This window comes from Pseudacidovorax sp. (assembly GCF_017991995.1).
GTDB lineage: Bacteria > Pseudomonadota > Gammaproteobacteria > Burkholderiales > Burkholderiaceae_C > Xenophilus.
Window position 1 is genome coordinate 33,415 of the sequence record NZ_JAGOPN010000020.1, and the last position, 25,570, is coordinate 58,984.

Here is a 25,570-nt window from a genome sequence, read left to right on the forward strand (position 1 = left end):
GGGCGATGGAAGACGAACTGTTCCTCACCGTCAATGGTCAGGCCATCTCCGGATGGACGCACATCCGCGTGAGCCGCGGCATCGAGCGCTGCCCGTCGGACTTCGACATCGGCTTCACGGAGCAATTCCCCGGCGAGGCCGCCGCAGTGATCGCAAAGCCCGGCGACCCGTGCGTGGTGAAGCTTGCCAGCGACGTGGTGCTGACCGGCTACGTCGACCGGCTCAACATCAACCTGGACAACGGCGCGCACACGCTGGCCATGGTCGGCCGCAGCAAGTGCGCCGATGTCGTGGACTGCTCGGCAGAGTGGCCCGGCTTCCAGATCGTGAACTGCAACGCGCTCGCCATCGCGACGAAGCTGGCCGGCCGCTACGGCATCAAGGTGACGGCAACCGGGCAGAAGGGGCCCGTGCTGGATCAGATCAACCTGCTGCACGGCGAACGGGTCTGGGACGTGATCGAGCGCGCTTGCCGGTGGAGCGCGCTGCTCGTGTACGACCAGCCCGACGGCAATCTGCTGCTGACCAATGCGGGCACGGTCCGGGCGGCCAGCGGCGTGCGGCAGGGCGACAACGTGCAGTCCTCGGCTGTCACGTTCGCGCACGACCAGCGCTTCAGCAATTACCGGTGCTTCCAGCAATCGGTCGAAGTCATGAACGACGTCGGCAACGGCGGCAACCTGGTCGGCACGGCCGAGGATCCGGAAATCATGCGGCCCCGCCTCCTGGAGTTCATCACAGAGGCGCCGCACCTCGGCCGTGACTTCAACCAGAGGCGCGCCACATGGGAGATGAACCGCCGCATGGCGCGCTCCACGGTGCTGCAGGTCACGGTGGACAGCTGGCGCGATTCCGACGGCCGGCTGTGGGAGCCCAACACGCTTGTGCCGGTGGAGATGCCGGGCAGCAAGCTGGGCGACATCGGCGCACCCGTCGAGATGATCGTGGCGGCCGTGAGCTACCAGCGCGACCCGACGGCTGGCACGACCGCTCACCTCACGCTGATGCCGCCGAAGGCCTTCGACCCTATGCCGGTCCTGCAATTCAACAAGTTCGGCGATGTTGCGCCGGCGCCGGGTTCGCCCCCGTTCTTGTGGGGCATCGAAAGCCAGCGGTGAGCGCTGGCGCTGCCCATCCCTTTCCCCCACCCCAAGTTCCATCACCCAACCCTGAGGATCTTCACATGGACTACGCCTTTCCCCCTGAACTGAACACCGTCATCGCCGCGGCACAGGCCGCGCGCAACGACTGCGCCAAGGTGGCGGCCAAGATCAACGAGGCTGCCGCACAACTCCCCGCGTTGGAGGCCGACCTGCAGCGCTTGGCCGGCGAGATCGGCGCGGAGGAGGGCAAGCTGGCGCTGGCCGATGCCCCCGCCGAAATCAAGCGGCACGAGAAGGTCATCAAGGACCTGCTGGCCGAGTCCGAGACGAAGGAGCGTGAGGTCAAGCGGCTGCGCGCCCGCATCCAAGCCCTGGAGGAGCAGGCGCCGGCGCTCGACGAAGCGCTGCGCGCTGCGGTCAGCGACCTGCGCATCGAATTCAGTGGCTGGCAGAACGGCCTTGCCGCCCGCATCGGCACGGAGTTGGAGGCGCTCGTCGCACCGATCCGCACGTTGGTCGCCGTGGCCAAGGCAGCTGCTCCTGGCACGGGTGCGACCAGCCTCTCCGACTTCGTGGCGGCCGCTTACATCCCCGACCCTGATGGCTTCGTGCGCATCCCGACTGCCACCGGGTGGGAGAGTCGGGGCCGCAATCTGCTCGAGGGATTGCCAACCAGCCAGCCGGCCGAGGCCGAGGCAGTTGCAGCCCAGTGCCTGCCGGTGCTGCAGGCACTGCGAGCCGGTGAGTCGCACACGGCCTATGTGCCGCTGGCGCGGCGCCCTGTGCCGTACGTGCGCAAAGGCTACGAGATCCGCAGCTGGACGAGCAAGAGCGACAGCGACAGCGACGCCCCCGGCACCGCCGCGTCGCCGGCCGCCCGCGTCGAGCCGCAGGAGTTGAACGTCGCGCCCGCCATGACTGCCGCGGCCCTGGGCACCTGAGATCCCGTCCCAGCCGGCGGTGGACGCTGCAACACCGGCAGTCGGACGCTGACCCCCTCAAGCGGTAGGCCGACCGCGACGCCCCCCGCGTAATGGGGGCGCCCCTCCGGCGGCCCGCTCAATGCGGATCCGCTTTCACATCTCCTCTGAAGGAAAAACCATGGAACTCGAAACCACCATCACCCTGCGCAAGCCCGTGACCTTGGGCGATCAGACCTTCGACAAGCTGGAACTGCGAGAGCCGACCGCCGGCGAACTGGAGAAGGCGGCTGCGGCCGGCTCGAACATGTCCGTCGCGATCAACCTGATCTCCATCGTGGCCAAGGTGCCGCGTCGCGTCGTCGAGGGCCTGTGCCAGCGCGACATGCGGGAGGCGGGCAGTTTTTTGGAGCAGTTCAACTCGGTCGACCTGACCACTGGCGCGACACCGTCGCTGAGCTGACCCGCTTCTACGGCTGGGGCCCGCGGGATGCCTGGTCGCTCACCTGGCGTGAACTCGCCTGGTGGGAGGCGCAGGCGATCCGGATGCTGGAGCGGGACCGCGCCGCGGCAGGCGGTCAATGACCTGGGGAGCTTGGCCGGACCCCCGTGCCTGCCAGCCTCGGCCGGCCAGCATGCGGGCTCCGGGCCATCACGTTGACCGCATGCACCCACCCTCACAAGACGAACACCCCATGAAGATCCTTTCCATCGATCCCGACCACACCACGGAACCGTCGCAGCTGATCCTGAACGTCGAGCCTGCTCTCGAACATGACGTGTTGGCGCGTGCCGGCGCGCTCGCGCATCGCGAAGGCTTTCAGGTGCGGCTGCTGCGCTTCCACACCGGGCAGCTGTGCCTGGAGCATCCCCAGAGCCTGCCTATCGACAAGGAATCCATCGCGAAGGCCGAGGCCTTGCTTTCGGCGGCCGAGATCGAGGCAGCGTCCGAGCAGGCCCGGCAGCGCGAGTTACGCCAGGCGTGGCTGGCAGGCCTTTCGGCGACCGTCGGGCTGCCTCTGGCGGCGTGATGCTGAGCGCCGGCGTGAGCGATGGTGATCCAGTTGGCCAACCTGGTCGCGCGCGCCTCGGGCAGTCGCCTTCGGACCAGGCCCCCGTGCGGGGGCTGCGCCCGCGTGTGGGTCACGGGTCCCTCCTGGCGTCGAACTCACGCGGGAGTCTGCGCGCCCCGACCTCCGGCCAGCTATGAGGTTTGAAATTTGGGTAACAAGGTAACAGGTAACAGCGCAGCCACGGAGCTATGACGATCGTTTCCCAGGCCGAATACGCTCGCCTTCGAGGGGTCTCGCGAAAGACGGTTTCCCAATGGAAATCGCAGTCGTGGCTGGTCCTTCGCGATGGCGGCGTCGACGTCGAGGCGACCGACAAAGTGCTGGCGCGATACCGGCGCGGCGGCGTGGCAGGTAACACCGCCAAGACAGGTAACAGCCGCGTGGGTAACAGCGGCCCAGGCAGCACGGCCGGCGCGTCGTCGGCCAGCGGCGGGACGCGGCCAAACCGCGCACGGCAGCCCACCAGCGTGGTGTCCGAGGCTGATGGATGGAAGACGGCGAAGGCCGGCGGGGCGCTGCCCTCGGAGCTGGGCGTCTCGGACGATGACCCGCCGGCAGTGGCTGCCGCCAAGGTGGTAGCCGCCCTGGGCGCCGACATGTCCTTCGACGAGGCGCGCAGGGTGAAGGAAAACTATCTGGCGTTGCTCCAGAAGCTCGAGTACGAGCAGAAGGAGGGCGCGGCGATCGACCTGGCGGTTGCCGAGCGCGTGTTTTTCGAAGCGGCCCGCAGTACTCGCGATGCGTGGCTTGGCTTCCCCTCCAAGTTCGCCCCCTACGTGGCCGCCGACCTGGGCCTCGACAGCGACAAGGTGGTCGGCGTGCTGGAGAGGTATGTGTACCAGCAGATTGCCGCTTTGGGCCTGGGTAAGCAGGCGCCGGATTTCTCCGCGGTGTAGGCCGGCTGCCTGAGCAGAAGGGGAACAGAGTCCGGCGCACTTGCGCGCCGGACAGAGCGCTACTCAATCACGCCAGTTGAATCAACTTCCAGGTGACGGCCTTTCCATTGTGGGGCGGCATCGTATCTCCCTTGGCGATGGGCGCCGTCGTGGATGGTGAGTCCAGCGACTGCCAAACACCACTCTCAGGACATTTCTCGCCCGTTCTTGCCGTCGTTCCAACTGCAGCCATGAGATCTCCTCTCGTTGTGCGCAGCCGACCGTGGCTGCGAGAGCGATGCTAGGAATCTCTTGTTGACACGAATTCACCCATATTGACTAGCTGCGGGTAGGTGCTTTTACCTACATGAACGTAGCGCGGGCCAATTTGGCTCTGCTGAATTGGGCCGCAACGCCCACGCTGCGCGGTTGCTGCCCCTTTCACGGCCGGACCTCTACGCTCGGCTCCATTCCTGCATCGCAACGAGTGGACGCTCATGTCACGCCGCACCCCGCTACTCCGACCACGCCATTTCCATCCCGGAGGGTCACTGGGGCTCGGGCCTGACGGATTGCGGTTCGCCGCGCATGTCCACCGGCAGGATCGCGAGTTCGAGTGCGTAGTCTCCGGACTGGCCGAGCGCGAGATTGAGGCGCTCCTTGCGAGTAGCAGCGAGCGACATCCAGGATGGGTCATCCTCAACCCACGCCGGCCTTCGCTCCGCCGGCTGATGGAGCGCGTCCAACTTGATCGAGGAGCCCTCCTCCGGGATGGCGTGTCGCCCATGGCCGGTCTTCCTGGGCGCATCGCCAGAGCCTGGGAGTTCCACGCCCGGCCTGGCGAAAGCTATTCCAGTGAGGGGCAAAGCTTGTTGATGGTGGCGGTTGTCGACCGGCAACCTGTGGGCTTCTTCAGCGGGTCTGTCGAGCTTTTCGTGAGCGATGAGGAGCACTTCGTCGACCTGATCGTCGCGGCAGACATGGTCTACGTTGCTCCGAGGTTTCGGCGCCAGGGATATGGCATGGATCTGTCCGTGGCCACCGGGTGGCTTCTGGGCGAGCTTCTGGAGGCCATCTACGCAGCGGCCCCCGCAGGAAGCAAGCTTGACGTGACGCTGCGAGCGGACATCTACACGACAGGTGGCGAGCACTTCGCGAACAAACTCGCCGAGTGCCTGGAGTACGGGATGGACATGCTCAGGGAGTACGGCAGGCGGCGGAGGATCCAGGTCGGATCATTCAGCTTCGATGGAGACTGGTAGCCGCAGAAACGTGATGTTGCCCCCGGAAAACAAAACATAGGAGGCTTCGGACGGTGCCAAGCGGTCACTTGATAAAACTTGATTCGCACCACATGACGACCTATAATTCACCGGCTATGCACAAAGTTATCCACAGCGAACGGCTCAGGCAGGCACTGCAGGCTCGTGGGTGGACACAGAAGACTCTGGCCACGGAGCTGGGGGTGACCGCACAAGCGGTCACGAACTGGATCAAGGGCGATGATTTCCCTCGACCAGACAAGTTGCTTAAGCTTGCGACCACCTTGAAGCTGGGCTTCGCTGACTTGGTCGACAGTCGTAAAGCGAATCGTCCGATCATTGCGTTTCGGAAGAAGGGTGCAGCGAAAACCACAGACGAACACGTCTTGAAGGCTACAGCAATGGGCTCGCTGTTGAAGCCATTGGTGCCATTCCTTCCGGTTTTCAAATCTTTACGCGTTCAAGCGCCCTCGCCCTCGATCGAATACAACGCCCTCCAGGCGACTGCGTCCGAAGTCCGTGATCGGATTGGTTTAGGGGCCGAGGCGGCGTTGCCTTATGAGCATCTAATCGAGCAGTTTAGAAATAATGCGGCGGTGATCGTTCCGGTGCTATGGGGTGAGAAAAAGAACCATAAGAATGCGCTCCATATTTTGCTGCCGGAAGAGCAGATTACATTCATATTTTTGAATCTCGATACTCGTATTGAGGATTTCAAATTTTGGATGGCGCATGAACTCGCTCATGTCTACACGCCTGATTTGGCTGGCACAGATGAAGGGGAAGATTTTGCTGACGCGCTTGCTGGAGCTCTTCTGTTTCCTAGGGCGATAGCATCCGCTGCTTATGCTAAGGCGATAAAGCACGAGTCAGCTCACGGACAGATAAGTGAGCTTCAGGCGTACGCAGAGGAGCATGAGATTTCGCTGTTTACTGTATTTCAACAGGTGAACGGCTATGCGAAAGCAAGCGGGCTAGACTTGTTGAGCTGTCGTGAGCTTGAGATCCACAAGATTCGCAATAGCCAGAGGGGCAAGTTGGTCAGCGAGATGCTATTTGAGCCTATTCCTGCTGAGCCGGTGGCGTACATAGCGGCGTCACAAAATGTGTTTCGCAGTGAATTTTTCCCCGCTTTGCAACGCATGATCAAGAGTGGTGGGCCGGGCGCGGGCTATGTGCAGCAAGTAATGGATATATCTCATAGGGATGCGGTAGAGCTCTACGTAGAATTGAGCAAATAATGTTTGTTCTGCTTGACACGAATGCCTATCTTCGGCTTGCCAAGCGTGTCCGGCCTGCGGTTGGAATTAAATTCGGTCAAAAACAATACGTTCTCACAATCCACAAAATTGTCGAGGATGAAGTCCATAGGAGCCCTCGCCTGCGAGAGAGATTCCCATGGTTTGATGGCGAAGAATTCGCCGAAGAACGTTTCGCCAAGCAGATTAGACTGAGTGCAGAAGATAAAGAAGCGGTCGACGCCGCGCACAGCATCCTTCACAATTGGGTTCTAGAGGATCCGGGTGCCTATATAACAGGCGGCCGATCACCCCCAAGTTGGACAGATTGTTGGCTTCTGGCGTTGGCGCAAGTGAAATCGGCAATTGTCGTGACCGACGATCTTGCCATCCATCAGCTTGCTGCGGAGTTTGGCCTTTCCGTCTGGCACGGATTTGAGCTGCTTAGCAAGCTGGTCTCAGCGAGGGTAATTGATAATCTCCTAATTAAGGAGATATACGAAGCCCTGGAAGTTAACGGCGATCTGCCGAAAGCTTGGATAGATGTTAAGCACACCGTATTTCCAAGGGTGTTTGGGGCTCCGCCTGGCTAGCCCCCTCGTTCGCGCTGTCTATCGATCCGACGGAACTCGCGATGGGGACGCCCGTCGCGCAGCGCGCTAACTGGAGGGGTGTTCTGGCTGCTTCAGTTCCCTCCAACCTTCTGAAGCCCGCATGGATGCTAGGTTGTCGGTTGGATTGAAAATCCGCGTGTCGGTGGTTCGATTCCGCCCCAGGCCACCAAATCCAAAGCCCCTGATCCCACGGTCAGGGGCTTTTTTCATGCCCTCGTGCGGCCCGATCAGGAGGCTGAAGCCGTGGCGCACCGAGCGTGCTGGCCGCCGGTGCCGCCGGCGACCTTGGCGCATTCGGCCGTGCGGCGAGCGTGACACGGGCGCCTCGAGCGAGGCGGTGGCCCGAAATGCGCAATCCCGCACACGGGCCACCTGCGATTGGGGTGTGCCCCAAGCCGTGGTCCCGAGGCCCTGGCATACGGTGCCGCTGCTCCAGTACGGAAGGCGCCGCGGAACCCGAGGCGTCCCCGGGGGGGGCGACGCTCGACGTGCGCTTCGGCGTGGACGAACCGGCAGGGCGCAATCTTTCCTCCCTCGCCTTCTTCGGACGGCATCGCCCTGTTTTTCGGGTCTCCTTCGGGAGGCCTTTTTGGGGCTGTTCCGGTATCGCATCGGCGCCTGCTGTTGTCCCCAAGGGCTGCCCGGGCCGCTGCCCGCGCCCTGCCTCTGCGCGATGAATGGCTGGCCTTCCGGCGGCTGTCATCGATGGGCGCTCGACCCGCTTGGAATCGTCCGTCGGGTGTGGTGTTCCAGGAATCGCTGTCGCGTGTCGGCCTATGCCTACAAGGCCGCCCCGCAAAAGCTGAGAAGCTCCACCACCTTTTGTCCGCCCCCGATTCCCCGGTCTGCCACCTTCGCTGTGAGCGCGCCCATCCATCCGCATGACTTCGCCCCCTGCCTCTCCCGCGCTCACGCCAAACCCGGGTCCGGAGTCCGCCGACCTGGCGCGCTGCGAGGACGAGCCGATCCGCATTCCCGGCGCCATCCAGCCGCATGGCCGGCTGCTGGTGATCGACATCGCCACCGGCCGGCAGTCCGCATGGAGTGCCAATTGGCCGGAGCATGAGCGCCATGCGGCCGTGGCCGAGCTGCTGGCCCGCGGGCTGCAGGCGCTCCCGGAGCAGGCCTTCCCCGTGCCGCTGGGCAGCTTCGCGGTGGGCGAGGGCGGCCACATGCACGCCTCGGCCCATGCCCGCGATGGCCGGCTCATCGTGGAGTTCGAGCCGCCGCAGGAAGAGCCCGCCCACGGAAGCACCTCCATCTACACGGTGGCACGCGCCTTCATGCCGCGGCTGCAGGCCGTGGACGACATCGAGGAACTGGCTGTGCTGGCCGTCGCCGAGATGAAGCAGCTCAGCGGCTTCGGCCGCTGCCTGCTCTACCGCTTCGACGAGAACAACGACGGCCGCGTGCTGGCCGAGGTGGCCGACGACGGCTACGAGCGCTACACGGGCCACCATTTCCCGGCCTCCGACATCCCGGCGCAGGCGCGCGAGCTGTACACGCTCAACCACTTCCGCATCATCCCCGACGCCAACTACACGCCGGTGCCGCTGATCGGGCCGGGCGACGAGCGGCCGGTGGACCTGTCGCAGTCGGGCCTGCGCAGCGTCTCGCCGGTGCACCTCGAGTACATGCGCAACATGGGCACGCTGGCGTCGATGTCGGTGTCGCTGGTGGTGCAGGGGCGCCTGTGGGGCCTGATCTCCTGCCACAACCATCAGCCGCGCCACCTGGCGCCCACCACGCGCCTGGCCTGCGAACACCTCGGACGGCTGGTGTCGCTGCAGATCCAGGCCAAGGAAAGCAATGCCTCGGCGGCCCAGCGGCTGGAACTGCGCAAGCTGATCCTGGAGATCGTCTCCCACCTGTCCGACAGCGATGCCAGCCTGCAGCGCCTGCTGGCCGAGCCGGCGCCGCTGCTGCGGCTGGCGCGCGCGGCCGGTGCGGCCGTGGTGCTTGACGACGAGGTCTGGACCACCGGCGAGACGCCGCCCAAGTCAGAGGTCCTGGCCCTGGCCAGCTGGATCGCCGGCCTGGAAGAGCCGGTCTATGCCAACGATGCCCTGAGCCCGCACACGGTGCCGTCCTGGGCGGCGGGACAGGAGGTCGCCGGCTGCCTGGCGGTGTCGATCTCGCAGGTGCACCGCCACCTGGTGCTGTGGTTCCGGCCCGAGCATGTGCGCACCATCACCTGGGCGGGCGATCCGCGCAAGGAAGTGCGGCCGGAGGACGGCCGCATCCATCCGCGGCGCAGCTTCTCCAGCTGGGCGCAGAAGATCCGCGGCCGCAGCCTGCCCTGGACGGCGGAGGAGCGCGCCGCGGCCGACGAACTGCGCCAGGCGCTCATCGGCATCGTGCTTCGGCGCGCCGAGGAGATGGCCGCGGTGGCCACGGAGCTCAGCCGTGTCAACCGCGAGCTGGAGGCCTTCTCGTACACCGTCTCGCACGACCTGCGCGCGCCCATGCGCCACATCGCGGGCTTCGTGGACCTGGTGGTCGACATGGAAGGGCGGCAGTTGTCCGAGCGCGCGCTGCGCTACCTCTCCAACGTCAAGGACGCAGCGGCCTTCGCGGGCGAGCTGGTCGACGCGCTGCTCGACTTCTCGCGCATGGGCCGCACGGCGCTCAAGCTGCGGCCGGTCAAGATGGCGGACCTGATCGAGGGGCTGATCCACGAGCTCTCGCGCGGCGATGCCGCCCGCGGCGTGCAGTGGAAGGTGGACGCCCCCTTGCCCGTGCTGGAGGCCGACCCGCTGCTGCTGCAGGTGGCCACCCGCAACCTGCTGGCCAATGCGCTCAAGTACACCCGCGGTGCCAGCCCGGCGGTGATCCAGGTGCGTGCCATCCGCGAGGCGGACGGCAGCGGCATCGAGGTCGAGGACAATGGCGTCGGCTTCGAAATGAAGTACGTGGGCAAGCTCTTCGGCGTGTTCCAGCGCTTGCATTCCGCGGAAGAATTCGAGGGCACCGGCATCGGCCTGGCCAACGTCAAGCGCATCGTCGAACGTCATGGCGGCCGGGTCTGGGCGCAGGGCGAGCCCGGACGCGGCGCCCGCTTCGGCTTCGTGCTCCCCCCCCATCACCCCGGTCTCGCACAGGACGCGCTCGGAGAACTGCATGCTTAAGCCCATCTTGCTGGTCGAGGACGACAAGCGGGACCTCGAACTCACCCTCATGGCGCTCGAACGCAGCCAGCTGGCCAACGAGGTCATCACCGTGCGCGACGGCGCCCAGGCGCTGGCCTACCTCAACCAGGAAGGCGAGTTCGCCGACCGCGGCACGGGCAATCCGGCGGTCATCCTGCTGGACCTCAAGCTGCCCAAGGTGGACGGCCTGGAGGTGCTGGAGCAGGTGCGCGCCAATCCCAGCCTGCGTAGCGTGCCGGTGGTGATGCTCACCTCCTCGCAGCAGGAGTCCGACGTGCTGCGCAGCTACGAGCTGGGCGTCAATGCCTACGTGGTCAAGCCGGTGGACTTCAAGCAGTTCGTCTCGGCCATCGCCGACCTGGGCGTGTTCTGGGCGGTGCTCAACGAGCCGCCGCCCGGCTCGGTCAAGACCTCGCGCCGCTATGAGTGAACGGGCGGCCGCCGGCGTGGACTCGGCATCCCGGGCGACGCCGGCCGGCAATGGAGCCGCACGCCTTCGTGTGCTGATGCTGGAGGACTCGGTCTTCGACACCGAGTTGCTGATGCAGGCACTGCTGCGCGCGTATCCGCATGCGAAGGTCACCACGGTGCGTGACGAATCCGGCTATGCCGAGGCGCTGCGGCAGGAGCGCTTCGAGCTCATCCTGTCGGACTTCGAGCTGCCCGGCTATTCCGGCCAGCAGGCGCTGGAGCTGGCGCGCAGCCTCACGCCGCAGGTGCCCTTCGTCTTCGTCTCGGGCGTCATCGGCGAGGACAACGCGGTCGAACTGCTGCGCCAGGGCGCCACCGACTATGTGAGCAAGGGCCGCCTCTCGCGCCTGCCGATGGTGGTGGACCGCGCGCTGCGCGAGGTGGCGGTGCGCGACGGGCGGGTGCGCGCCGAGCGCGCCCTGCAGGACAACGACCTGCTCTTCGGCCGCCTGGTCGATTCGCTGGCGGACTATGCGGTGGTGCTGCTGGATGCCCAGGCGCGCGTGCTGCGCTGGAACCTGGGTGCGCGCCAGATCTTCGGCTCGGCCGAGTCGGAGGCCCTGGGCCGCGGTCTGCATGAATTTCTCACGAGTCGCGAAGGGCCGCAGCCCATGGAGTGGCTGCACGCCAGCTGCGCGGGCGGCAGCTTCAACGCGCAGCTGTGGCTGCAGCCCCTGCGCGGCGAGCCCTGCTGGGCCGATGTGGTCGTCGCCTGCCTGGATGCCGAGGCCTCGGCCGCGCCGCCGCCCGTGGCCACCAGCCGCGTGCGCTACTGCCTGATCATCCGCGACCGCACCGCCGAGCATCGCAATGCCGAGGCCCTGCGCGCCGCCGTCGCCCAGGCCGAGGCGGCGCAGGAAGAAATGGCCCGCGCCAACGAGGCCAAGGACCGCTTTCTGGCCATCGTCTCGCACGAGCTGCGCAATCCGCTGGCCGCCATCTCCTTCGCCGCCCAGCTGCTGCAGCGACTGGCCACCGTGCCTGAGCGCCACAAGGACCTGATCCCCGGCATCCGCCGCAACGTCGAGCTGGAGGCCCGCCTCATCGACGACCTGCTGGACGTCTCCACCATCACCAGCGGCAAGCTGAGCCTGCGCGCCGACCGGCTGGACGCGGCATCGCTTCCCGCCGAGGTGGGCGAGATGATGCGCGGCGCACTGGCCGACAAGAAGCTCAAGCTCGGCGTGCGGGGCGTGGCCGAGGGGGCCTGGGTGCGGGCCGATGCGGCGCGCATCAAGCAGGTGATCGCCAACCTGCTGCGCAACGCCATCAAGTTCAGTCCGGCCGGCGCCACCATCCGGCTGGAGTCCGAGGTGCATGACGGGCATTTCGTCGTGCGCGTGGTCGACCACGGCATCGGAATCGCGCCCGACGCGCTGGAGCGCATCTTCAAGGCCTTCGAGCAGGCCGACCGCGAGGTCGCACGCCAGTTCGGCGGGCTGGGCCTGGGCCTGGCCATTGCGCGGCACCTGGTCATCGAGCACGGGGGCATGCTCACCGCCACCAGCGCCGGGCCCGGCCAGGGGGCCACCTTCGAGATGCGCCTGCCGCTGGCCGATCGCGAGGAGACCCAGCCCCTGCGTGCCGCGCCCACTCTGCCGCCGGCCCCGGCCGCTGCCCAGGGCGCCCGGGTGCTCATGGTGGAGGACAACGTCCAGGCGGCCGAGTTGCTGATGCTCTTCCTGCAGGACTACGGCTATGCCATCACCCACGCCGCCTCGGTGGCCGAAGGCCTGGCCTGCGCTGCGCAGAAGGAATTCGACATCGTGCTGACCGACCTGGGCCTGCCCGATGGCAGCGGCGTGGAGATCGGCCGCGCCCTCGGTGCCCGGCTGCCCGTGGTGGCGCTGAGCGGCTACGGCAGTCCCATCGACCGCCAGCGCACGCAGGCCGCCGGCTTTGCCGCACACCTGATCAAGCCGGCGGACCCGGAGGCGGTGCACGAGACACTGCAGGCCGCGTTGCGCAGCGCGGCCTGAGCGACGCTGGGCCGCGCCAGGCCTGGATGGGCCAGCGGCGCCGCGCGACGTGCGGGCCGGCCGGCCGCCAGCCTCCGTCGTCCTTCAGTGTTCGTCAGCCCTGGACGGTCACCGGCGGCAGGCTGCCGCCATCCTTGAGCGGCACCGCCAGGTCGGCGAGCAGCGGCAGCACCTGCCGGGCGGCGCGCTCGCCCTCTGCAATGGCGGCGGCGGCGCGGTGGAAGTCCATCGCCGCAATGTCCGACAGACGCGGACGCACCATCACGTCCGCCGGCTCGCCGGCCATGCGGCTCTGGGTGATGCGCACCTGCATGATGTTGAGACTGGTGCCCAGCACGTCCAGCAGCGAGGGCATCTCTGTGCCGCCGCCTGCGGGCGCACGCGGCGCCGGCCGCAGTTTGCCGAGTACCGTGGCCAGCACACCGGCCTTGGGCAGCTCGGCCACGGCCATCCCATCGGTGGAGGCGGTGCGGTTGCGCCGGCCGATCAGGTCCCAGTTGAGGTCCACGGCGATCACCAGGTCGGCGCCCATGGCGCGGCACAGCGACACCGGGATCGGGTTGACCAGCCCGCCGTCCACCAGCAGGCGGTCCTCCTGCTGGGTCGGCGTGAACAGACCCGGCAGGGCCATCGAGGCACGCACCGCATCGATCACCGGCCCTTCGCGCAGCCACACCTCGCGGCCGGTCGCCAGCTCGGTGGCCACGCAGCCGAAGGCCTTGGGCAGGTCGGCGAAGTCGGGGTCCTGCGAATGCTCGCGGAAGAACTTCAGCAGCTTGCCGCCCTCGATCAGCCCGCCGCCCATCTTGAGGTCCAGCATGGCCACCGTGCCCGACCACGTGAGCTTGCGCACCCAGTCTTCGAGCCAGTCGAGCCGGCCGGCCGCATAGATGGCACCCACCAGTGCGCCGATGGAGGTGCCGCACACCACGTCGGGCGCGTAGCCGGCCTCTTCCAGCGTGCGGATCACCCCGATGTGCGACCAGCCTCGCGCCGAGCCGCTGCCCAGTGCCAGGCCGATGCGGGGCCGCCGCGGCATCAGAAGTCCACGAGGCTCAGGCCGACGGACAGGACGGTGCGCTTGCGGTTGTAGTCCACCAGCGTGTCGCCGTAGCCGTGGAACAGCTGCACATGGAAGCGCAGGTCGCTCTTGGCCGGATCGCCGATGGCGCGCAGCCATTCGAGTCGCACCGAGCCCTTGCCGCTGCCGCCGATGAGCCCGCGTGCGGTGCCGCGCAGCGTGTTGACCGGGTCCACGTTCCAGGTGCCGATGATCTCGCTGTGGCCCAGGTAGCTGGTGATGTCGGGGTTGTCGTCGTCGGCCGCGCTTTCGTGCACGCGGTGCCACACGCGGGCGGTGATGGCGAATCGGTTGTCCAGCTCCACGCCGCCCATCAGGTAGACGCGGTTCCAGCTGCGCGACAGCGGCAGGCTCTGACCGTTGGACTGGTGCACCAGCCCCAGGCCCGCATAGCGCCAGCGCCAGCCGCCGGGCAGGCTCAGGTCCAGCGGGTAGGCGTACATGAGCTCGGGCTCATGGTCCGTGGTGCGGAAGGGTCGCGACAGGTCCGAGTTGAAGACCTGCCAGGTCGACTGCTGCGTGTAGCCGAACCACAGCGAATCGCGGCGCAGCGGGTCGCCACGCGTGAGCAGGCCCTCGGCCAGCTTGGTGCGCACCGAAAGTCCGATGCGCATCTCGCTGGGCTGGTAGGCCATGGCCGTGCCGGTGTGCCCCTCGGCGGGCGAGGTGGGCGTCTGCGGCCGGCCGTCGGCGGTGGAGATCGACACGTTCAGCGGCCGGTAGCCGCGGAAGGTGAAGGTGCCGCAGCTACTGCCTTCCTCCAGCTCCCAAAAGCGCGAGAGCGCTGAGTACTGGCGGTCGCGGCAGCCTTCGGTGTCGGCCACGGCGATCACGCGCGTGGCGGGCTGGGCCACGTCCACGGGTTTGTCCACGGCCGGTGCGTCCGGCGGCTGCGCAGAGGCGAGCGCGGGCGGGGCCGGTGGCAGCGTGGCGGCAGGTGTCTGCTGCTGCAGGGCCCAGCGGTCGAAGCAGGCCAGCCGGGCGGCGTTGTCGGCGGAAAGGCGCGCGCACTGCTGCCAGGTGAGTTGGGCGTCCGCCAGCGGGCTGGGCGGAAGGCCCGGTGCGGGGGCGGCCTGTGCCAGCGCGCGTGTCTGGGCCTGGACTGCGAACGGACTGGCCAGGGCAGCCAGCGTCAGGAAGCTCAGGGTGAGGGGCGTTTGCGCAGAACGACGGGCACGCTCTGCTCGGTGGCGGTGTTGCGCCATGTTCCAGTGAACTCCTTGCCGCACGAGGCGGGCTGCAGGTCTGTGGTCCAGACCGCGCTGATCGTGCGGCCGTCCCGGGATTCGTCGAGGCTGAACTGGCCGTCGGCATTGATGTCGCCGGCCAGCTGGGCCAGCGGGGAGCCGGCCCTGGCGATGGTGCCACGCACGCTGCCCGCGTATTCCGGATGCGGGCGCAATTCGACGTCAGCGGGCGCCGCGTCGTTCTGGAAGCGCGCATCCCACCAGCCATAGAGGTCCGAGGGCTTCATGTCGCTGGCCGTGGCCGGACAGCCGGGCGGCACGCGGGTGCCCGCGCAGCCGGCGGCGGCCAGCGCGATCAGCAGAGAGGGCAGCAGGCGCATCGCGGCTCCTTGGGGCGGTATCAGTTCGAGGGCTCGGCGGCCGAGGCGGCCGCAGCGGCGCGGCGCGCGAACTCGGCGCGCAGGGCCTTGAGCTTCTCGCGCGGGTCTTCCTTGGCCGTGGTCTTGTCCAGCGCCATCTCGGCGATGAAGCGGCTGGGCGCGGCCTGCACCATCTCGCGGCCCTTCTTGCGGCGCTTCATCCAGCTCACGGCCAGCGTGCGCTGGGCGCGGGTGATGCCCACGTACATCAGGCGGCGCTCTTCCTGCAGGCGCTCGGCGATGCTTTCCGTGACCTTCTCCTGCCGGCCTTCGTCGTCGTCCAGCTTGAAGGGCAGCAGGCCCTCGTTCACGCCGACCAGCATCACGTGCGGCCACTCCAGGCCTTTGGAGGCATGCAGCGTGGAGAGGGTGAGCACGTTCTGGTCCTGCTCGCGCTCGCTGATGGTGGACAGCAGCGAGATGGTCTGCGCCACCTCCAGCAGGCTCTTGGCCTCGGGGCCGCTGGTGGCGCCGGAGGCGTCCTCCACCTGGCCGCCGCAGCGCTGCGACATCCAGTCGCAGAACTCCAGCACGTTGGTCCAGCGGCTGGCCGCGGCCTGCTCGCTGTCCTCGCCGTCGTAGAGGTGCTTCTCGTACTCGATGTCCTTGAGCCAGTCCATCAGGAAGGCCCGCGCGCCCTCGGCGCCGACGGTGTGGCGGGCGCGGTATTCGAGGTCGTTGATGTAGCGGCCGAACTCGTGCAGTCCCTCGATGCCGCGCTTGGGCACGGCGCTGGGCAGCGAGGGCGAGAACAGCGCCTCGAACAGGCTGATCTTGTACTGGCTGGCGAACACGCCCAGCTGCTGCAGCGTGGTGTGCCCGATGCCGCGTTTGGGCGTGGTCACGGCGCGCAGGAAGGCCGGGTCGTCGTCGTTGTTGACCCACAGGCGGAACCAGCCGCACAGGTCCTTGATCTCGGCGCGGTCGAAGAAGCTCTGGCCGCCCGACACCTTGTACGGGATGTTGGCGCGGCGCAGCGCCTGCTCGAAGATGCGCGCCTGGTGGTTGGCGCGGTAGAGGATGGCGAAGTCGCGCCATTCCTTCTGCGTGGAGCTTTCGCGCAGGCCCTGGATGCGGGCCACCGTGCGCTCGGCTTCGTGCTGCTCGTTGTCGCAGTCCACCACGCGCACCGGCTCGCCCTCGCCCAGCTCGCTGAACAGCGTCTTGGGAAAGAGCTTGGGATTGGGCCCGATCACGTTGTTGGCCGCGCGCAGGATGGCGCTGGTGGAGCGGTAGTTCTGCTCCAGCTTGATGACCTTGAGCTGCGGATAGTCGATCGGCAGCTTCTTGAGGTTGTCCAGCGTGGCGCCGCGCCAGCCGTAGATGGACTGGTCGTCGTCGCCCACGGCGGTGAAGCGGCCGCGCTCGCCGGCGAGCAGCTTGAGCACCTCGTACTGGGTGGCGTTGGTGTCCTGGTACTCATCGACCAGGATGTGGCCCAGCAGCTTCTGCCACTTCTCGCGCACGGCCTCGTGCTTGTGCAGAAGCTGCAGCGGCATGCCGATGAGGTCGTCGAAGTCCACGCTCTGGTAGGCCGTCAGGCGCTCCTCGTAGCGGGCCATGATCTTGGCGGTGATGCGCTCGTTGTCGTCCAGTGCCTGGGCCTCGGCCTCGGCCGAATTGAGGCCCATGTTCTTCCACTTGCTGATCGTCCACTGCCAGGTGCGGGCGGTGGCCGTGTCGGTGGTGCCGCCGGCGTCCTTGAGGATCTTGGTGACGTCGTCCGCGTCCAGGATGCTGAACTGCGGCTTGAGGCCCAGCACGCCGCCGTCCTCGCGCATCATGCGCACGCCCAGGGCGTGGAAGGTGCACACCACCACCTGCTTGGCGTCGCGGCCGATCAGGCCCTTGGCCCGCTCGCGCATCTCGGCCGCCGCCTTGTTGGTGAAGGTGATGGCCGCGATGCGCTTGGGCTCCAGCCCGGCCTGGATCAGCCGCGCGATCTTGTGGGTGATCACCCGCGTCTTGCCCGAACCCGCGCCGGCGAGCACCAGGCAGGGCCCGTGGAGGTAGTTGACCGCTTCCTGCTGGGCGAGATTGAGGCCGGAGGACATGGCGAGAGGGGGGAGGGCTGCAGGCGCCGCGGCGCTGGATCGGCCGGACGCAAAAGCGCGCAATGATACTGGCGGGGGGCTGGCGACGAGAATGCGCCGCCGTGCTTGCCGTCTTTGCCGCCACCTTCCCCTTCTTCGCGCTGATTGCCCTGGGCTACCTGGCCGCTCGGCGCGGGCTGATGCCGCTGGAGGCGATTCCGGGCCTGAACGTCTTCGTCCTGTACTTCGCACTGCCCTGCATGCTGTTCCGCTTTGCGGCCGGCACGCCGCTGGCGCAACTGCTCGATGCACGGGTGGCGCTGGTGTGGGGCGTGGCCGCGCTGGCGATGGTGGCGCTGGCCACTGCCGCCGCGCGGCGCGCCGGACACCACTGGAACGACGCCGCCTTCGGCGCGCTGGTGGCCGCCTTTCCCAACACCGGCTTCATGGGCGTGCCGCTTTTGGCCGCGCTGCTGGGGCCGGCAGTCGCGGGGCCGGTGATCGTCACCATCGCCTTCGACATGGTGCTGACCTCCTCGCTGTGCATCGCCCTGTCGCGGCTGGACACGCACGAGGGCGGCGCCGCGGCCCAAGCCGTGCGGCGCGCGCTGGGCGGCATCGTGCGCAACCCGATGCCCTGGTCGATGGTGCTGGGCGCGCTGGGCTCCGCGCTGCAGTGGCGGCTGCCGGCACCGGTCGACCGCACGGTGGGCATGCTGGCGGACGCGGCGTCGCCAGCGGCGCTGTTCACCATCGGCGCGGTGCTGGCGCGCTCGGCCCTGCGGGCGCGCGAGGGCGGCGCGCAACTGCCGTGGCGCGCCGCGCTGCGCGACCTGTTGCCGGTGGTGGGCTTCAAGCTGCTGGTGCATCCGCTGCTGGTGCTCGGGCTGGTGACGGCGCTGGCAGCAGCAGGCACCGGGCTGTCGCCGCTGGCCGGCGTGGCGCTGGTGCTCACGGCGGCGCTGCCCAGTGCCAGCAACGTCTCGATGCTGGCCGAGCGCTACGGCGCGGACACCGGCCGGGTGGCGCGGATCATCCTGTGGACGACCGTCGGCGCCTCCCTGAGCTTTCCGCTGGCGGTGTCGCTCACGCGCTGAGCCGCTGCCGAGACGGACGCCATAGGCCCTTCGTTCCCCCTGGCATGCGAGGTATTCCTACGCCGCGCGGACGCGGCTGGGCCTAATGTGAGCGCATGTTTCAGAGGTTCTGATCATGCAGACATGGGTTCGCGTGATGGTCGCCGTGGCGGCACTGGCCGCGGTGGGTGCAATGGCCGCGCACGGCCAGGTGCGATGGGCCGCCGCCCTTCTGGCGGCTGGCGCCGTCCTGCTCGCGATCGGTCTGTGGGCCGTCCGCCTGCGCTCGACGCGCCGGCGGGTGCTCTCCTACGTGCAGGTCATCAAGCCCCCGCTCGGGCACATCGAGCACCGTCAGGCCTGAGGGATGCCGGCATATTCCACGGGCCGGGGTGACCGCCCCGCGGTGAAAGGCCGCGATGCCGCGGGAGCGTGCCTCAGATCGCCTGGGGATCCACGTCGATCAGCCACCGGATGATCCCCTGCCCCTCCGGACCGCGCCGCAGCGCATGCAGCCGCGGATGCCACTGCGCCAGCAGGCGCTGCAGCGCCACCCGCGATTCGCTTTCGACCAGCATCTGCGCCCGTTCCACATTGGCCACGCGCTGGATCGCCAGCGGCACCGCCGGATAGCGTTGCACGGCGGTTGCCTCGGGCAGATCGTCCACCGCCGAGCTGGCGGCCGTCAGAAATGCCTGGGCCGCTTCCTGCGTACGGGCGTCGGCGCGCAGCAGCGCCTGGTAGGCGAAGGGTGGCAGGCTGGCGGCGCGCCGCTCTTCCAGCTGCTGTTCGGCAAAGGCCGCGTAGTCGTGCCGCCGCAGCGCCGCGAACAGCGGATGCTGCGGATGGAAGCTCTGGATCCACATCTCCGCCCGGCTGCCCTGTGCCGCCAGCCAGGCGCTGTCGCGGCCTGCCCGCCCGCCCGACTGCATCAGCAGCGAGAACAGCCGCTCCGGCGCGCGGAAGTCGCTGGAGAACAGCGCGCCGTCGGGGTTGATGGCCGCCACCAGCGTGATGCGCCGGAAGTCGTGGCCCTTGGCGATCATCTGCGTGCCCACCAGCACGTCCACGGCGCCGTCGTGCACCTGCGCCAGCTGCTGGGCAAGGGCGCCCTCGTGCCGGGTGCTGTCGGCGTCGATGCGGGCGATGCGAACCGGGCCGCCGCCGTCGCCCTCGGGCCGCTGCACGCCCGCCAGCAATTCGGCCAGTTCCTCCTCCAGCCGTTCGGTGCCGCGGCCCACGGGGGCGATGTCCAGGTTGCCGCAGGCCGGGCAGGCGCGCGGCACGCGTTCGGCAAAGCCGCAGTGGTGGCAGCGCAGGCTGCGGTCGATCTTGTGGAAGACGCGGTAGGCGCTGCAGTGCGGGCATTCGCTCTTCCAGCCGCAGTCGCCGCAGGCCAGCACCGGGGCATAACCGCGGCGGTTGAGCAGGAGCATGCTCTGCTCGCCGCGGGCCACGCGCTGGGCGATGGCGTCCACCAGCGCGGCCGACAGGCGGGTGCGCGGCGGCTGCAGGGTCATGTCCACCAGCCGGACGGTGGGCAGGTCGCCGGCCCCGACGCGGCTGGGCATGGACAGGCGCCGGTAGCGGCCGCCGGCATCGCCGTCCGACGGCGGGCGGCTGCCCCACCAGCTTTCCAGCGACGGCGTGGCCGAGCCCAGCAGCACCCGGGCGCCTTCGCGCCGGCCCCGCCACACGGCGAGGTCGCGCGCGGAATAGCGGGCGCCTTCCTGCTGCTTGTAGCTGGGGTCGTGTTCCTCGTCGACCACGAGCAGCGCCAGCCGGGGCAGGCTGGCGAAGATGGCCATGCGCGTGCCCAGCACGATGCGGGCGCGGCCCAGGTGTGCCGCCAGCCAGCTGGCCAGGCGCTGGGGATTCGTCATGCCGCTGTGCATCGACACCACCGCGCCCGGCCCGTAGATCGGCGCGAAGCGGGCGACGAAGCGCGCCTCCAGCTGGGGCGTGAGGTTGATCTCCGGCACCATCACCAGGGCCTGCGCCTCGGGGTCGGCCTCCAGCAGCTCGGCCACGGCCTGCAGGTAGACCTCGGTCTTGCCGCTGCCGGTGCTGCCGTGCAGCAGGAAGACGCCCGCATCGCCTGCGCGCAGTTCGGCCAGCACGGCCGCCTGCTCGGCGGTGGGCGGGCGGGGCGCGTCGCCCTCCACCGGCGCCGCCGCCTTGGGCTGGCGGGCGAGCCGACGCGCGAGCTGGTCGGCGCCCAGTTCCCGCAACTGGGGCGGCAGGCCGGCCAGCGCCACTTCGCCGATGGCGCGCTGGTAATAGCGGGCCGCGAATTCCACCAGATCGCGCCAGCCGGCCGAGAGGGGCGGCAGGCCCTCCAGCACGGCGGCCACGGCGCGCAGGGTGGTGCCTGCGGGCTCCCCCCCGGCCTCCCCCCACACCACGCCCAACACCTCGCGCTGGCCCAGCGGCACCCGCACCAGCGCTCCCGCCGGCACCGGGCTGGGCGTGATGTAGGTCAAAGGTTCGGAGATGCCGCTGTGGGCCGGCGTCTGCACCGCCACCCGCACGCGAACCCCGGTTTGGGACGCTTCATTCATGCTTGTTTCGACAAGCAACATCTAAGTGTTTGATTTCTCGGGAGTTTGGCAGTCATCCAGAGTTCCTGTGGATAACTTTGTTGATAGGCGGCTGTGAAGGCCGCCAAAGCCCGTCAAATCAAGGCCTTGGCCAGATTGCCCGTAAAAAGGGCAGGGTGACGAATCCATAGGAATCAATCACTTAGCAGTGCTCGACGGCAGGGGCTCCGCCGTGGCAGGCACCCGGTGTTATGGCGCACCGCAGCACGAACTTTGTGCATAAGTAGGGGCGCGGGGGCTTGACAAAGCGCCAAAGCCCTGCCGGCGCCCGTTCCATGCGGGCTGGATGCTCCCTCAATGCGTGCAGCGGCGGCCGGCCGTCATGCAGTCCGCTGGGCGCGCGAATGCCGGTGGACGGCCTCCACCAGCGCGGCGACATGCTCGGGCGGCGTGAACTGGCTGATGCCGTGGCCCAGGTTGAAGATGTGGGTCGGGCCGGTGGTGGCCGGATCGCGGTGCGGCACGCCGAAACGGTCGAGCAGGCGCACGGCCTCGGCCGCCACCCGGCCGGGCGGCGCGAACAGCACATTGGGGTCGAGGTTGCCCTGCAGCGCCTTGCCCTTCGGGCCTTCGCCCACGCGGGCGCGGGCCACGGCCAGGTCCACCGTCCAGTCCAGGCCGAGCACCTCGCAGTCGAGCGTGGCCATGGCCTCCAGCCACAGGCCGCCGCCCTTGGTGAACACGATGCGCGGCACGCGCTGGCCGTCCGCGCCCTCGCGCTTGAGCTGCGACAGCACGCGCGCGGTGTAGGCCATGCTGAATTCGTGGAAGGCCCCGTCGGCCAGCGCCCCGCCCCAGCTGTCGAACACCATCACCGCCTGCGCGCCGGCGTCGATCTGGGCGTTGAGGTAGGCGGCCACGGCGTCGGCATTGATGGCCAGCATGCGGTGCATCAGGTCCGGGCGGCCGTACATCAGCGCCTTGGCATGCCGCCAGTCGCTGGAGCCGCTGCCTTCGACCATGTAGCAGGCCAGCGTCCACGGGCTGCCCGAGAAGCCGATCAGCGGCACGCGGCCGGCCAGCGCGCGGCGGATGGAGGCCACGGCGTCGAACACATAGCGCAGGCGCTCCAGGTCGGGCACTTGCAGCGCGTCGACCGCCGCCTCGTCGCGCACGGTGCGCGCGAAGCGCGGGCCTTCGCCAGCCTCGAAGGACAGCCCCAGCCCCATGGCGTCGGGCACGGTCAGGATGTCGGAGAACAGGATCGCCGCGTCCAGCGGAAAGCGGTCCAGTGGTTGCAGCGTGACCTCGGTCGCGTAGTCGACGTTGGTGGCCAGGCCCATGAAGCTGCCGGCCCGGGCGCGGGTGGCGACGTACTCCGGCAGGTAGCGGCCGGCTTGGCGCATCAGCCAGATGGGCGTGTGGTCGGTGGCCTGACGCCAGCAGGCGCGCAGGAAGCTGTCGTTCTGGAGGGGGGCGAAGGGCATCGCGGGATTGTCGCAGCGGTGCCCCAGAGCGTGACGGACTTGGCGGCGGCGGTGGCTGGCGCCCCGCCGCCGGCCTCGGTCAACCCGTGCGGTACTTGATCGAGCAGCCGTAGGGCTTGGTGCTCGCCACCGAGATCGGGCGGCCGCCGAAGGCATCGGCCAATGCCTGGTTCACGTAGTTGGTCGCGGTCCTGATGTCGTCGGGCCGCGCCGAGGCGATGCTGTCGATGCCGCCGGCGTACACCAGCACGCCCTGGGGATCGATGATGAAGATGTGCGGCGTGGTGCGCGCGCCGTAGGCCTGGCCCACGATGCCGTCCTCGTCCATGAGCACGGCGGTGGGGGCGCCCGACTGGGCCTTCATCCAGGCGGCCAGCTCGGCCGGCGGCAGGTAGTCGCTGGCGGCGCGCTCGGTGGAGTTGATGGCCAGCCAGACCGCGCCCCGCGCGGTGGCGGCCTTCTGGGTGGCCGGCATGTTGCCGCTGCCGTAGTGCTTGCGCACGAAAGGGCAGCCGGGGTTGGTCCATTCGAGCACCACGTACCTGCCGGCAAAGTCGGACAGCTGGTGGCGCTGGCCGCTCGTGTCCACGGCGACAAAGTCGGGCGCCTTCTGGCCCACGGTCGGGGCGGCATGCGCCTGGGCATTGATCAGCAGGCTGGCGCCCAGGGCCATGGCGGCCGTCATCACGGCGCGGCGCGAGGCACGGGAGAGGGCGGCACGGGCCGCGCGGACATTGCGCGCGGCGCGCTCGGTGCGCGAAAGTTTGGATGGCGACGGCGAGGTCGACATGGATGGATCAGCTCCTCATGACGGAAGGGGCCTTTGCACGGGCGGCGGGCGCCGTGTCGGCCGGGTTGAATGCTGAAGCGCAGCGGGAGCTTAGACCGCTTTCTTGAAGCCGGCGCGACAACCTGTACGGATCGGGGGAAATCGGGATCGCGCGTGCAGGCGCGGTGGCACCGGTCCAGGGCCGGGGCGCCCGGCGCCGCGTCAGAGGTGCCGGGCCACGAAGCCGAACCAGCGGGTGAGTGCGCCGACGGCATCGTCGGACTGGAGCGCCTGCAGCCATGCCTCCTCCTGGGCCCGCATGATGTCGTCGGCCATGTCCAGCGCGTCACGGTAGCGCCGGGCCGGGTCCTGCGCCGGGGTCAGCGGGTAGGTTTCCCCGACGAGCATGGCGACGATGGCGCCGCGCGCCGTCAGGCGCTGCAGGTCGTCGCCGCATTCGCCTGCGGGAATGATCGGCCCGCTCAGCGCGCCGTGCGCCACCATGGCGGCCGCTACCGTGGCCAGCACCTGCGGGGCCGTGGCGCCGTCGCCGCCGGCGGCCAGGTCGTCCCGCGCCTGCAGGCCGGCGGCTTCGATCGCCGCCTCGTGCACGAACACGCGGTCGTGGCCCGCCCGCTTCAGCCAGTGGCGCTGCCGCCAGCCGTGGTCGACCGTGAAGGCATGCAGCGACAGCGCAGGGTCGGCGCTGCCGCCGAAATAGCGGGCCGTGGGCAGGGGCGGCGCCTGCATGGCGCGCAGCGGCGCATCGTCGGCCAGCAGGCTGACGGCCGCGTGGTCCACGTTGCTCAGCAGCGAGGCGGTGGTGCGCAGGGCCAGGCCCAGCGGCTCGCCCAGCATGGCCAGCGGACCGGGCGCCGGCAGGTCGCGTGCCGAGGCCATGGCGTCCACCGCCTCGGTCAGCTTGCGCACGCCCTGCTTCACGTTGAAGCGCACTTCGCGCAGGCCGTCCTTGAGCGCCAGCGCCTTGTCCGGACTGGCGGCAGCGGCATCCTGGGGTTTGCGAGACATTTGCGACTCCGGCAAGGCACTATGTACAGGGGGTAGCATACCGGCTGGACGCAAGGGGTGTCCGCCAAGCAAGAGGTCCCTCCATTGAACCGTAAAGCCACGTCGACGGACGAAGCGGCGGCGCAGGACGGTGGCGCCGACAAGGTCACCGCCAATGCCCGCAACCGGCGCATGCGCCTGCGCGCCGCCTGGATGTACTACATCGAGGACATGACCCAGAACGACATCGCCCAGCGCCTGGGCCTGGGCCGGGTGACCGTGGTGCGCCTGCTCAACGACGCACTGGAGCGGCACGAGGTCAAGTTCACCATCGAGAGCGGCGTGCCCGAATGCGTCAACCTCGAGCGGGCGCTGGAGCGGCGCTTCGGCCTGGCCGAGGCGGTGGTGGCGCCGCTGTCCAGCCCCGAGGCCGACGCCGCCCTGGCCGTGAGCGCGGCCACCGGCCAGTACATGTCGGAGCTGGTGCGCCCGGGCATGAAGCTGGGCCTGGGCTGGGGCCGCACGCTGCTCGAATCGCTGCGCTACATCCGCACGACGCCGGTGCCCGACCTGTCGGTGGTCTCCATGCTGGGCGGCATCACCAAGATCAAGCGCTACAACCCCTCGGAATTCGCCTGGCGCTTCTCCAGCCTGTTCCAGGCCGAATGCCTGCAGATGAATGCGCCGGCGCTGGTGGACAGCCCGGCCTCGCGCCGCATGCTGATCGAGGGCTGCGGCCTGGGCGAGGTCTTCGACAAGGCCAGGGAGCTCGACGCCGTGCTGCTGAGCGTGGGCGACCTGGCGCCGACGGCCACCGCCTTCCGCGATGGCTATCTGTCGGACGAGGTGCGCCGCTCGATGCTGCGCCTGGGGGCGGTGGGCGAGTCGCTGTTCCACTTCTACGACGCGCGCGGCCAACTGATCGACCACCCCATCCACGAGTGCGTGATGGCCATCCCGCCCGACACCATCCGCCAGGTGCCGCAGCGCATCGTGGCCTCCGGCGGTGTCGGCAAGGCACGGGCGCTGCACGCCACCATGCGCCTGTTCAAGCCCACGGTGCTGATCACCGACGAGCATGCCGCCGCCCGCATGCTGGAGATCGACCAGGAAGACTGACCCTCCCTACGCCGATGCCGCGTGCCTTCTGGCGCGCCCCCAGGCCCCGCCTCGCACCGCGACGCGGGGCTTTTTGCTGCCTCCGGGTTTCCCCGATCCGTGGGCCGCGCCGCCCGGCCTTGCTGAGAGATGAACATAATGACAAAATAAAAATCAAATGTTCATTC

Annotated in this window: 23 protein-coding genes; 14 read left to right on the forward strand and 9 right to left on the reverse strand. The window is 68.6% G+C overall.

What is annotated here, in order from left to right; genetic code table 11:
- The first annotated feature begins 5 nt into the window (after positions 1 to 5).
- From KBC94_RS23245 to KBC94_RS23265, 5 genes are all read left to right on the forward strand, one after another.
- Positions 6 to 1,118, forward strand: coding sequence for a phage baseplate assembly protein (locus KBC94_RS23245; RefSeq protein ID WP_294375878.1), 1,113 nt, complete (start codon positions 6 to 8; stop codon positions 1,116 to 1,118).
- A 65-nt stretch (positions 1,119 to 1,183) separates the two neighbouring features.
- The gene (locus KBC94_RS23250) at positions 1,184 to 2,044 is read left to right on the forward strand and encodes a hypothetical protein (protein WP_294375880.1); all 861 of its coding nucleotides are present in this window, start codon (positions 1,184 to 1,186) and stop codon (positions 2,042 to 2,044) included.
- A gap of 160 nt (positions 2,045 to 2,204) precedes the next feature.
- Entirely contained in the window at positions 2,205 to 2,486 is a 282-nt protein-coding gene (locus tag KBC94_RS23255; protein ID WP_294375884.1) for a phage tail assembly protein, read from the forward strand.
- Positions 2,487 to 2,718: 232 nt separating this feature from the next.
- The gene (locus KBC94_RS23260) at positions 2,719 to 3,054 is read left to right on the forward strand and encodes a hypothetical protein (protein ID WP_294375887.1); all 336 of its coding nucleotides are present in this window, start codon (positions 2,719 to 2,721) and stop codon (positions 3,052 to 3,054) included.
- A gap of 230 nt (positions 3,055 to 3,284) precedes the next feature.
- On the forward strand, positions 3,285 to 3,992 hold the full coding sequence (locus tag KBC94_RS23265) for a hypothetical protein (protein ID WP_294375889.1): 708 nt from the start codon (positions 3,285 to 3,287) through the stop codon (positions 3,990 to 3,992).
- A gap of 527 nt (positions 3,993 to 4,519) precedes the next feature.
- On the opposite strand, the gene KBC94_RS23270 is transcribed toward KBC94_RS23265, so the two are convergent.
- Complete coding sequence (locus tag KBC94_RS23270) at positions 4,520 to 4,654, reverse strand: hypothetical protein (protein ID WP_294375893.1); 135 nt, start codon at positions 4,652 to 4,654, stop codon at positions 4,520 to 4,522.
- A 102-nt stretch (positions 4,655 to 4,756) separates the two neighbouring features.
- Between KBC94_RS23270 and KBC94_RS23275 the strand changes: the two genes are divergently transcribed.
- The 6 genes from KBC94_RS23275 (at position 4,757) to KBC94_RS23300 (ending at position 12,684) form a co-directional block, all read left to right on the forward strand.
- The gene (locus KBC94_RS23275) at positions 4,757 to 5,233 is read left to right on the forward strand and encodes a hypothetical protein (RefSeq protein ID WP_294375896.1); all 477 of its coding nucleotides are present in this window, start codon (positions 4,757 to 4,759) and stop codon (positions 5,231 to 5,233) included.
- A gap of 92 nt (positions 5,234 to 5,325) precedes the next feature.
- Positions 5,326 to 6,474 carry a helix-turn-helix transcriptional regulator gene (locus tag KBC94_RS23280; RefSeq protein ID WP_294375899.1) on the forward strand — a complete coding sequence of 383 codons (1,149 nt, stop codon included), beginning with the start codon at positions 5,326 to 5,328 and terminating at the stop codon, positions 6,472 to 6,474.
- Entirely contained in the window at positions 6,474 to 7,064 is a 591-nt protein-coding gene (locus KBC94_RS23285) for a DUF4411 family protein (RefSeq protein ID WP_294375902.1), read from the forward strand. Before KBC94_RS23280 ends, KBC94_RS23285 begins: the two co-directional genes overlap by 1 nt.
- 902 nt (positions 7,065 to 7,966) lie before the next feature.
- Positions 7,967 to 10,213 carry an ATP-binding protein gene (locus KBC94_RS23290; protein ID WP_294375905.1) on the forward strand — a complete coding sequence of 749 codons (2,247 nt, stop codon included), beginning with the start codon at positions 7,967 to 7,969 and terminating at the stop codon, positions 10,211 to 10,213.
- The gene (locus KBC94_RS23295) at positions 10,206 to 10,664 is read left to right on the forward strand and encodes a response regulator (RefSeq protein ID WP_017758603.1); all 459 of its coding nucleotides are present in this window, start codon (positions 10,206 to 10,208) and stop codon (positions 10,662 to 10,664) included. The genes KBC94_RS23290 and KBC94_RS23295 overlap by 8 nt, the downstream gene beginning before the upstream one ends.
- Positions 10,657 to 12,684 (forward strand): response regulator, encoded by a 2,028-nt coding sequence (locus KBC94_RS23300; RefSeq protein WP_294375915.1) that lies wholly within the window; start codon positions 10,657 to 10,659, stop codon positions 12,682 to 12,684. Before KBC94_RS23295 ends, KBC94_RS23300 begins: the two co-directional genes overlap by 8 nt.
- Positions 12,685 to 12,778: 94 nt before the next feature.
- Here KBC94_RS23300 and KBC94_RS23305 read toward each other — a convergent pair whose 3' ends face one another.
- Genes KBC94_RS23305 through KBC94_RS23320 form a run of 4 tightly spaced genes read right to left on the reverse strand, consistent with a single transcriptional unit; the run spans position 12,779 to position 17,425 of the window.
- Positions 12,779 to 13,723, reverse strand: a complete 945-nt coding sequence (locus KBC94_RS23305) for a patatin-like phospholipase family protein (protein WP_294375918.1) — start codon at positions 13,721 to 13,723, stop codon at positions 12,779 to 12,781.
- Entirely contained in the window at positions 13,723 to 14,970 is a 1,248-nt protein-coding gene (locus tag KBC94_RS23310; RefSeq protein WP_294375920.1) for a phospholipase A, read from the reverse strand. The genes KBC94_RS23305 and KBC94_RS23310 overlap by 1 nt, the downstream gene beginning before the upstream one ends.
- Positions 14,907 to 15,332, reverse strand: a complete 426-nt coding sequence (locus tag KBC94_RS23315) for a hypothetical protein (RefSeq protein ID WP_294375924.1) — start codon at positions 15,330 to 15,332, stop codon at positions 14,907 to 14,909. The genes KBC94_RS23310 and KBC94_RS23315 overlap by 64 nt, the downstream gene beginning before the upstream one ends.
- Before the next feature lie 20 nt (positions 15,333 to 15,352).
- Complete coding sequence (locus KBC94_RS23320) at positions 15,353 to 17,425, reverse strand: ATP-dependent helicase (RefSeq protein WP_294375928.1); 2,073 nt, start codon at positions 17,423 to 17,425, stop codon at positions 15,353 to 15,355.
- A 101-nt stretch (positions 17,426 to 17,526) separates the two neighbouring features.
- Between KBC94_RS23320 and KBC94_RS23325 the strand changes: the two genes are divergently transcribed.
- Positions 17,527 to 18,501 carry an AEC family transporter gene (locus KBC94_RS23325; protein WP_294375929.1) on the forward strand — a complete coding sequence of 325 codons (975 nt, stop codon included), beginning with the start codon at positions 17,527 to 17,529 and terminating at the stop codon, positions 18,499 to 18,501.
- Between the two features lie 115 nt (positions 18,502 to 18,616).
- The gene (locus KBC94_RS23330) at positions 18,617 to 18,844 is read left to right on the forward strand and encodes a hypothetical protein (protein WP_294375931.1); all 228 of its coding nucleotides are present in this window, start codon (positions 18,617 to 18,619) and stop codon (positions 18,842 to 18,844) included.
- Positions 18,845 to 18,917: 73 nt separating this feature from the next.
- On the opposite strand, the gene priA is transcribed toward KBC94_RS23330, so the two are convergent.
- The 4 genes from priA to KBC94_RS23350 all read right to left on the reverse strand — a co-directional run bounded on the left by priA (position 18,918) and on the right by KBC94_RS23350 (position 24,305).
- Positions 18,918 to 21,041, reverse strand: coding sequence for a primosomal protein N' (gene priA / locus KBC94_RS23335; RefSeq protein WP_294375932.1), 2,124 nt, complete (start codon positions 21,039 to 21,041; stop codon positions 18,918 to 18,920).
- A 359-nt stretch (positions 21,042 to 21,400) separates the two neighbouring features.
- The gene (gene hemE, locus KBC94_RS23340) at positions 21,401 to 22,507 is read right to left on the reverse strand and encodes a uroporphyrinogen decarboxylase (protein WP_294375934.1); all 1,107 of its coding nucleotides are present in this window, start codon (positions 22,505 to 22,507) and stop codon (positions 21,401 to 21,403) included.
- Positions 22,508 to 22,586: 79 nt separating this feature from the next.
- Positions 22,587 to 23,297 carry a thioredoxin family protein gene (locus tag KBC94_RS23345; RefSeq protein WP_017758377.1) on the reverse strand — a complete coding sequence of 237 codons (711 nt, stop codon included), beginning with the start codon at positions 23,295 to 23,297 and terminating at the stop codon, positions 22,587 to 22,589.
- A 201-nt stretch (positions 23,298 to 23,498) separates the two neighbouring features.
- Positions 23,499 to 24,305, reverse strand: coding sequence for a hypothetical protein (locus KBC94_RS23350; protein ID WP_294375937.1), 807 nt, complete (start codon positions 24,303 to 24,305; stop codon positions 23,499 to 23,501).
- 84 nt (positions 24,306 to 24,389) lie between these two features.
- Here KBC94_RS23350 and KBC94_RS23355 point away from each other — a divergent pair, with 84 nt between their 5' ends.
- Positions 24,390 to 25,403 (forward strand): sugar-binding transcriptional regulator, encoded by a 1,014-nt coding sequence (locus tag KBC94_RS23355; RefSeq protein WP_294375940.1) that lies wholly within the window; start codon positions 24,390 to 24,392, stop codon positions 25,401 to 25,403.
- Positions 25,404 to 25,570 lie beyond the last annotated feature (167 nt).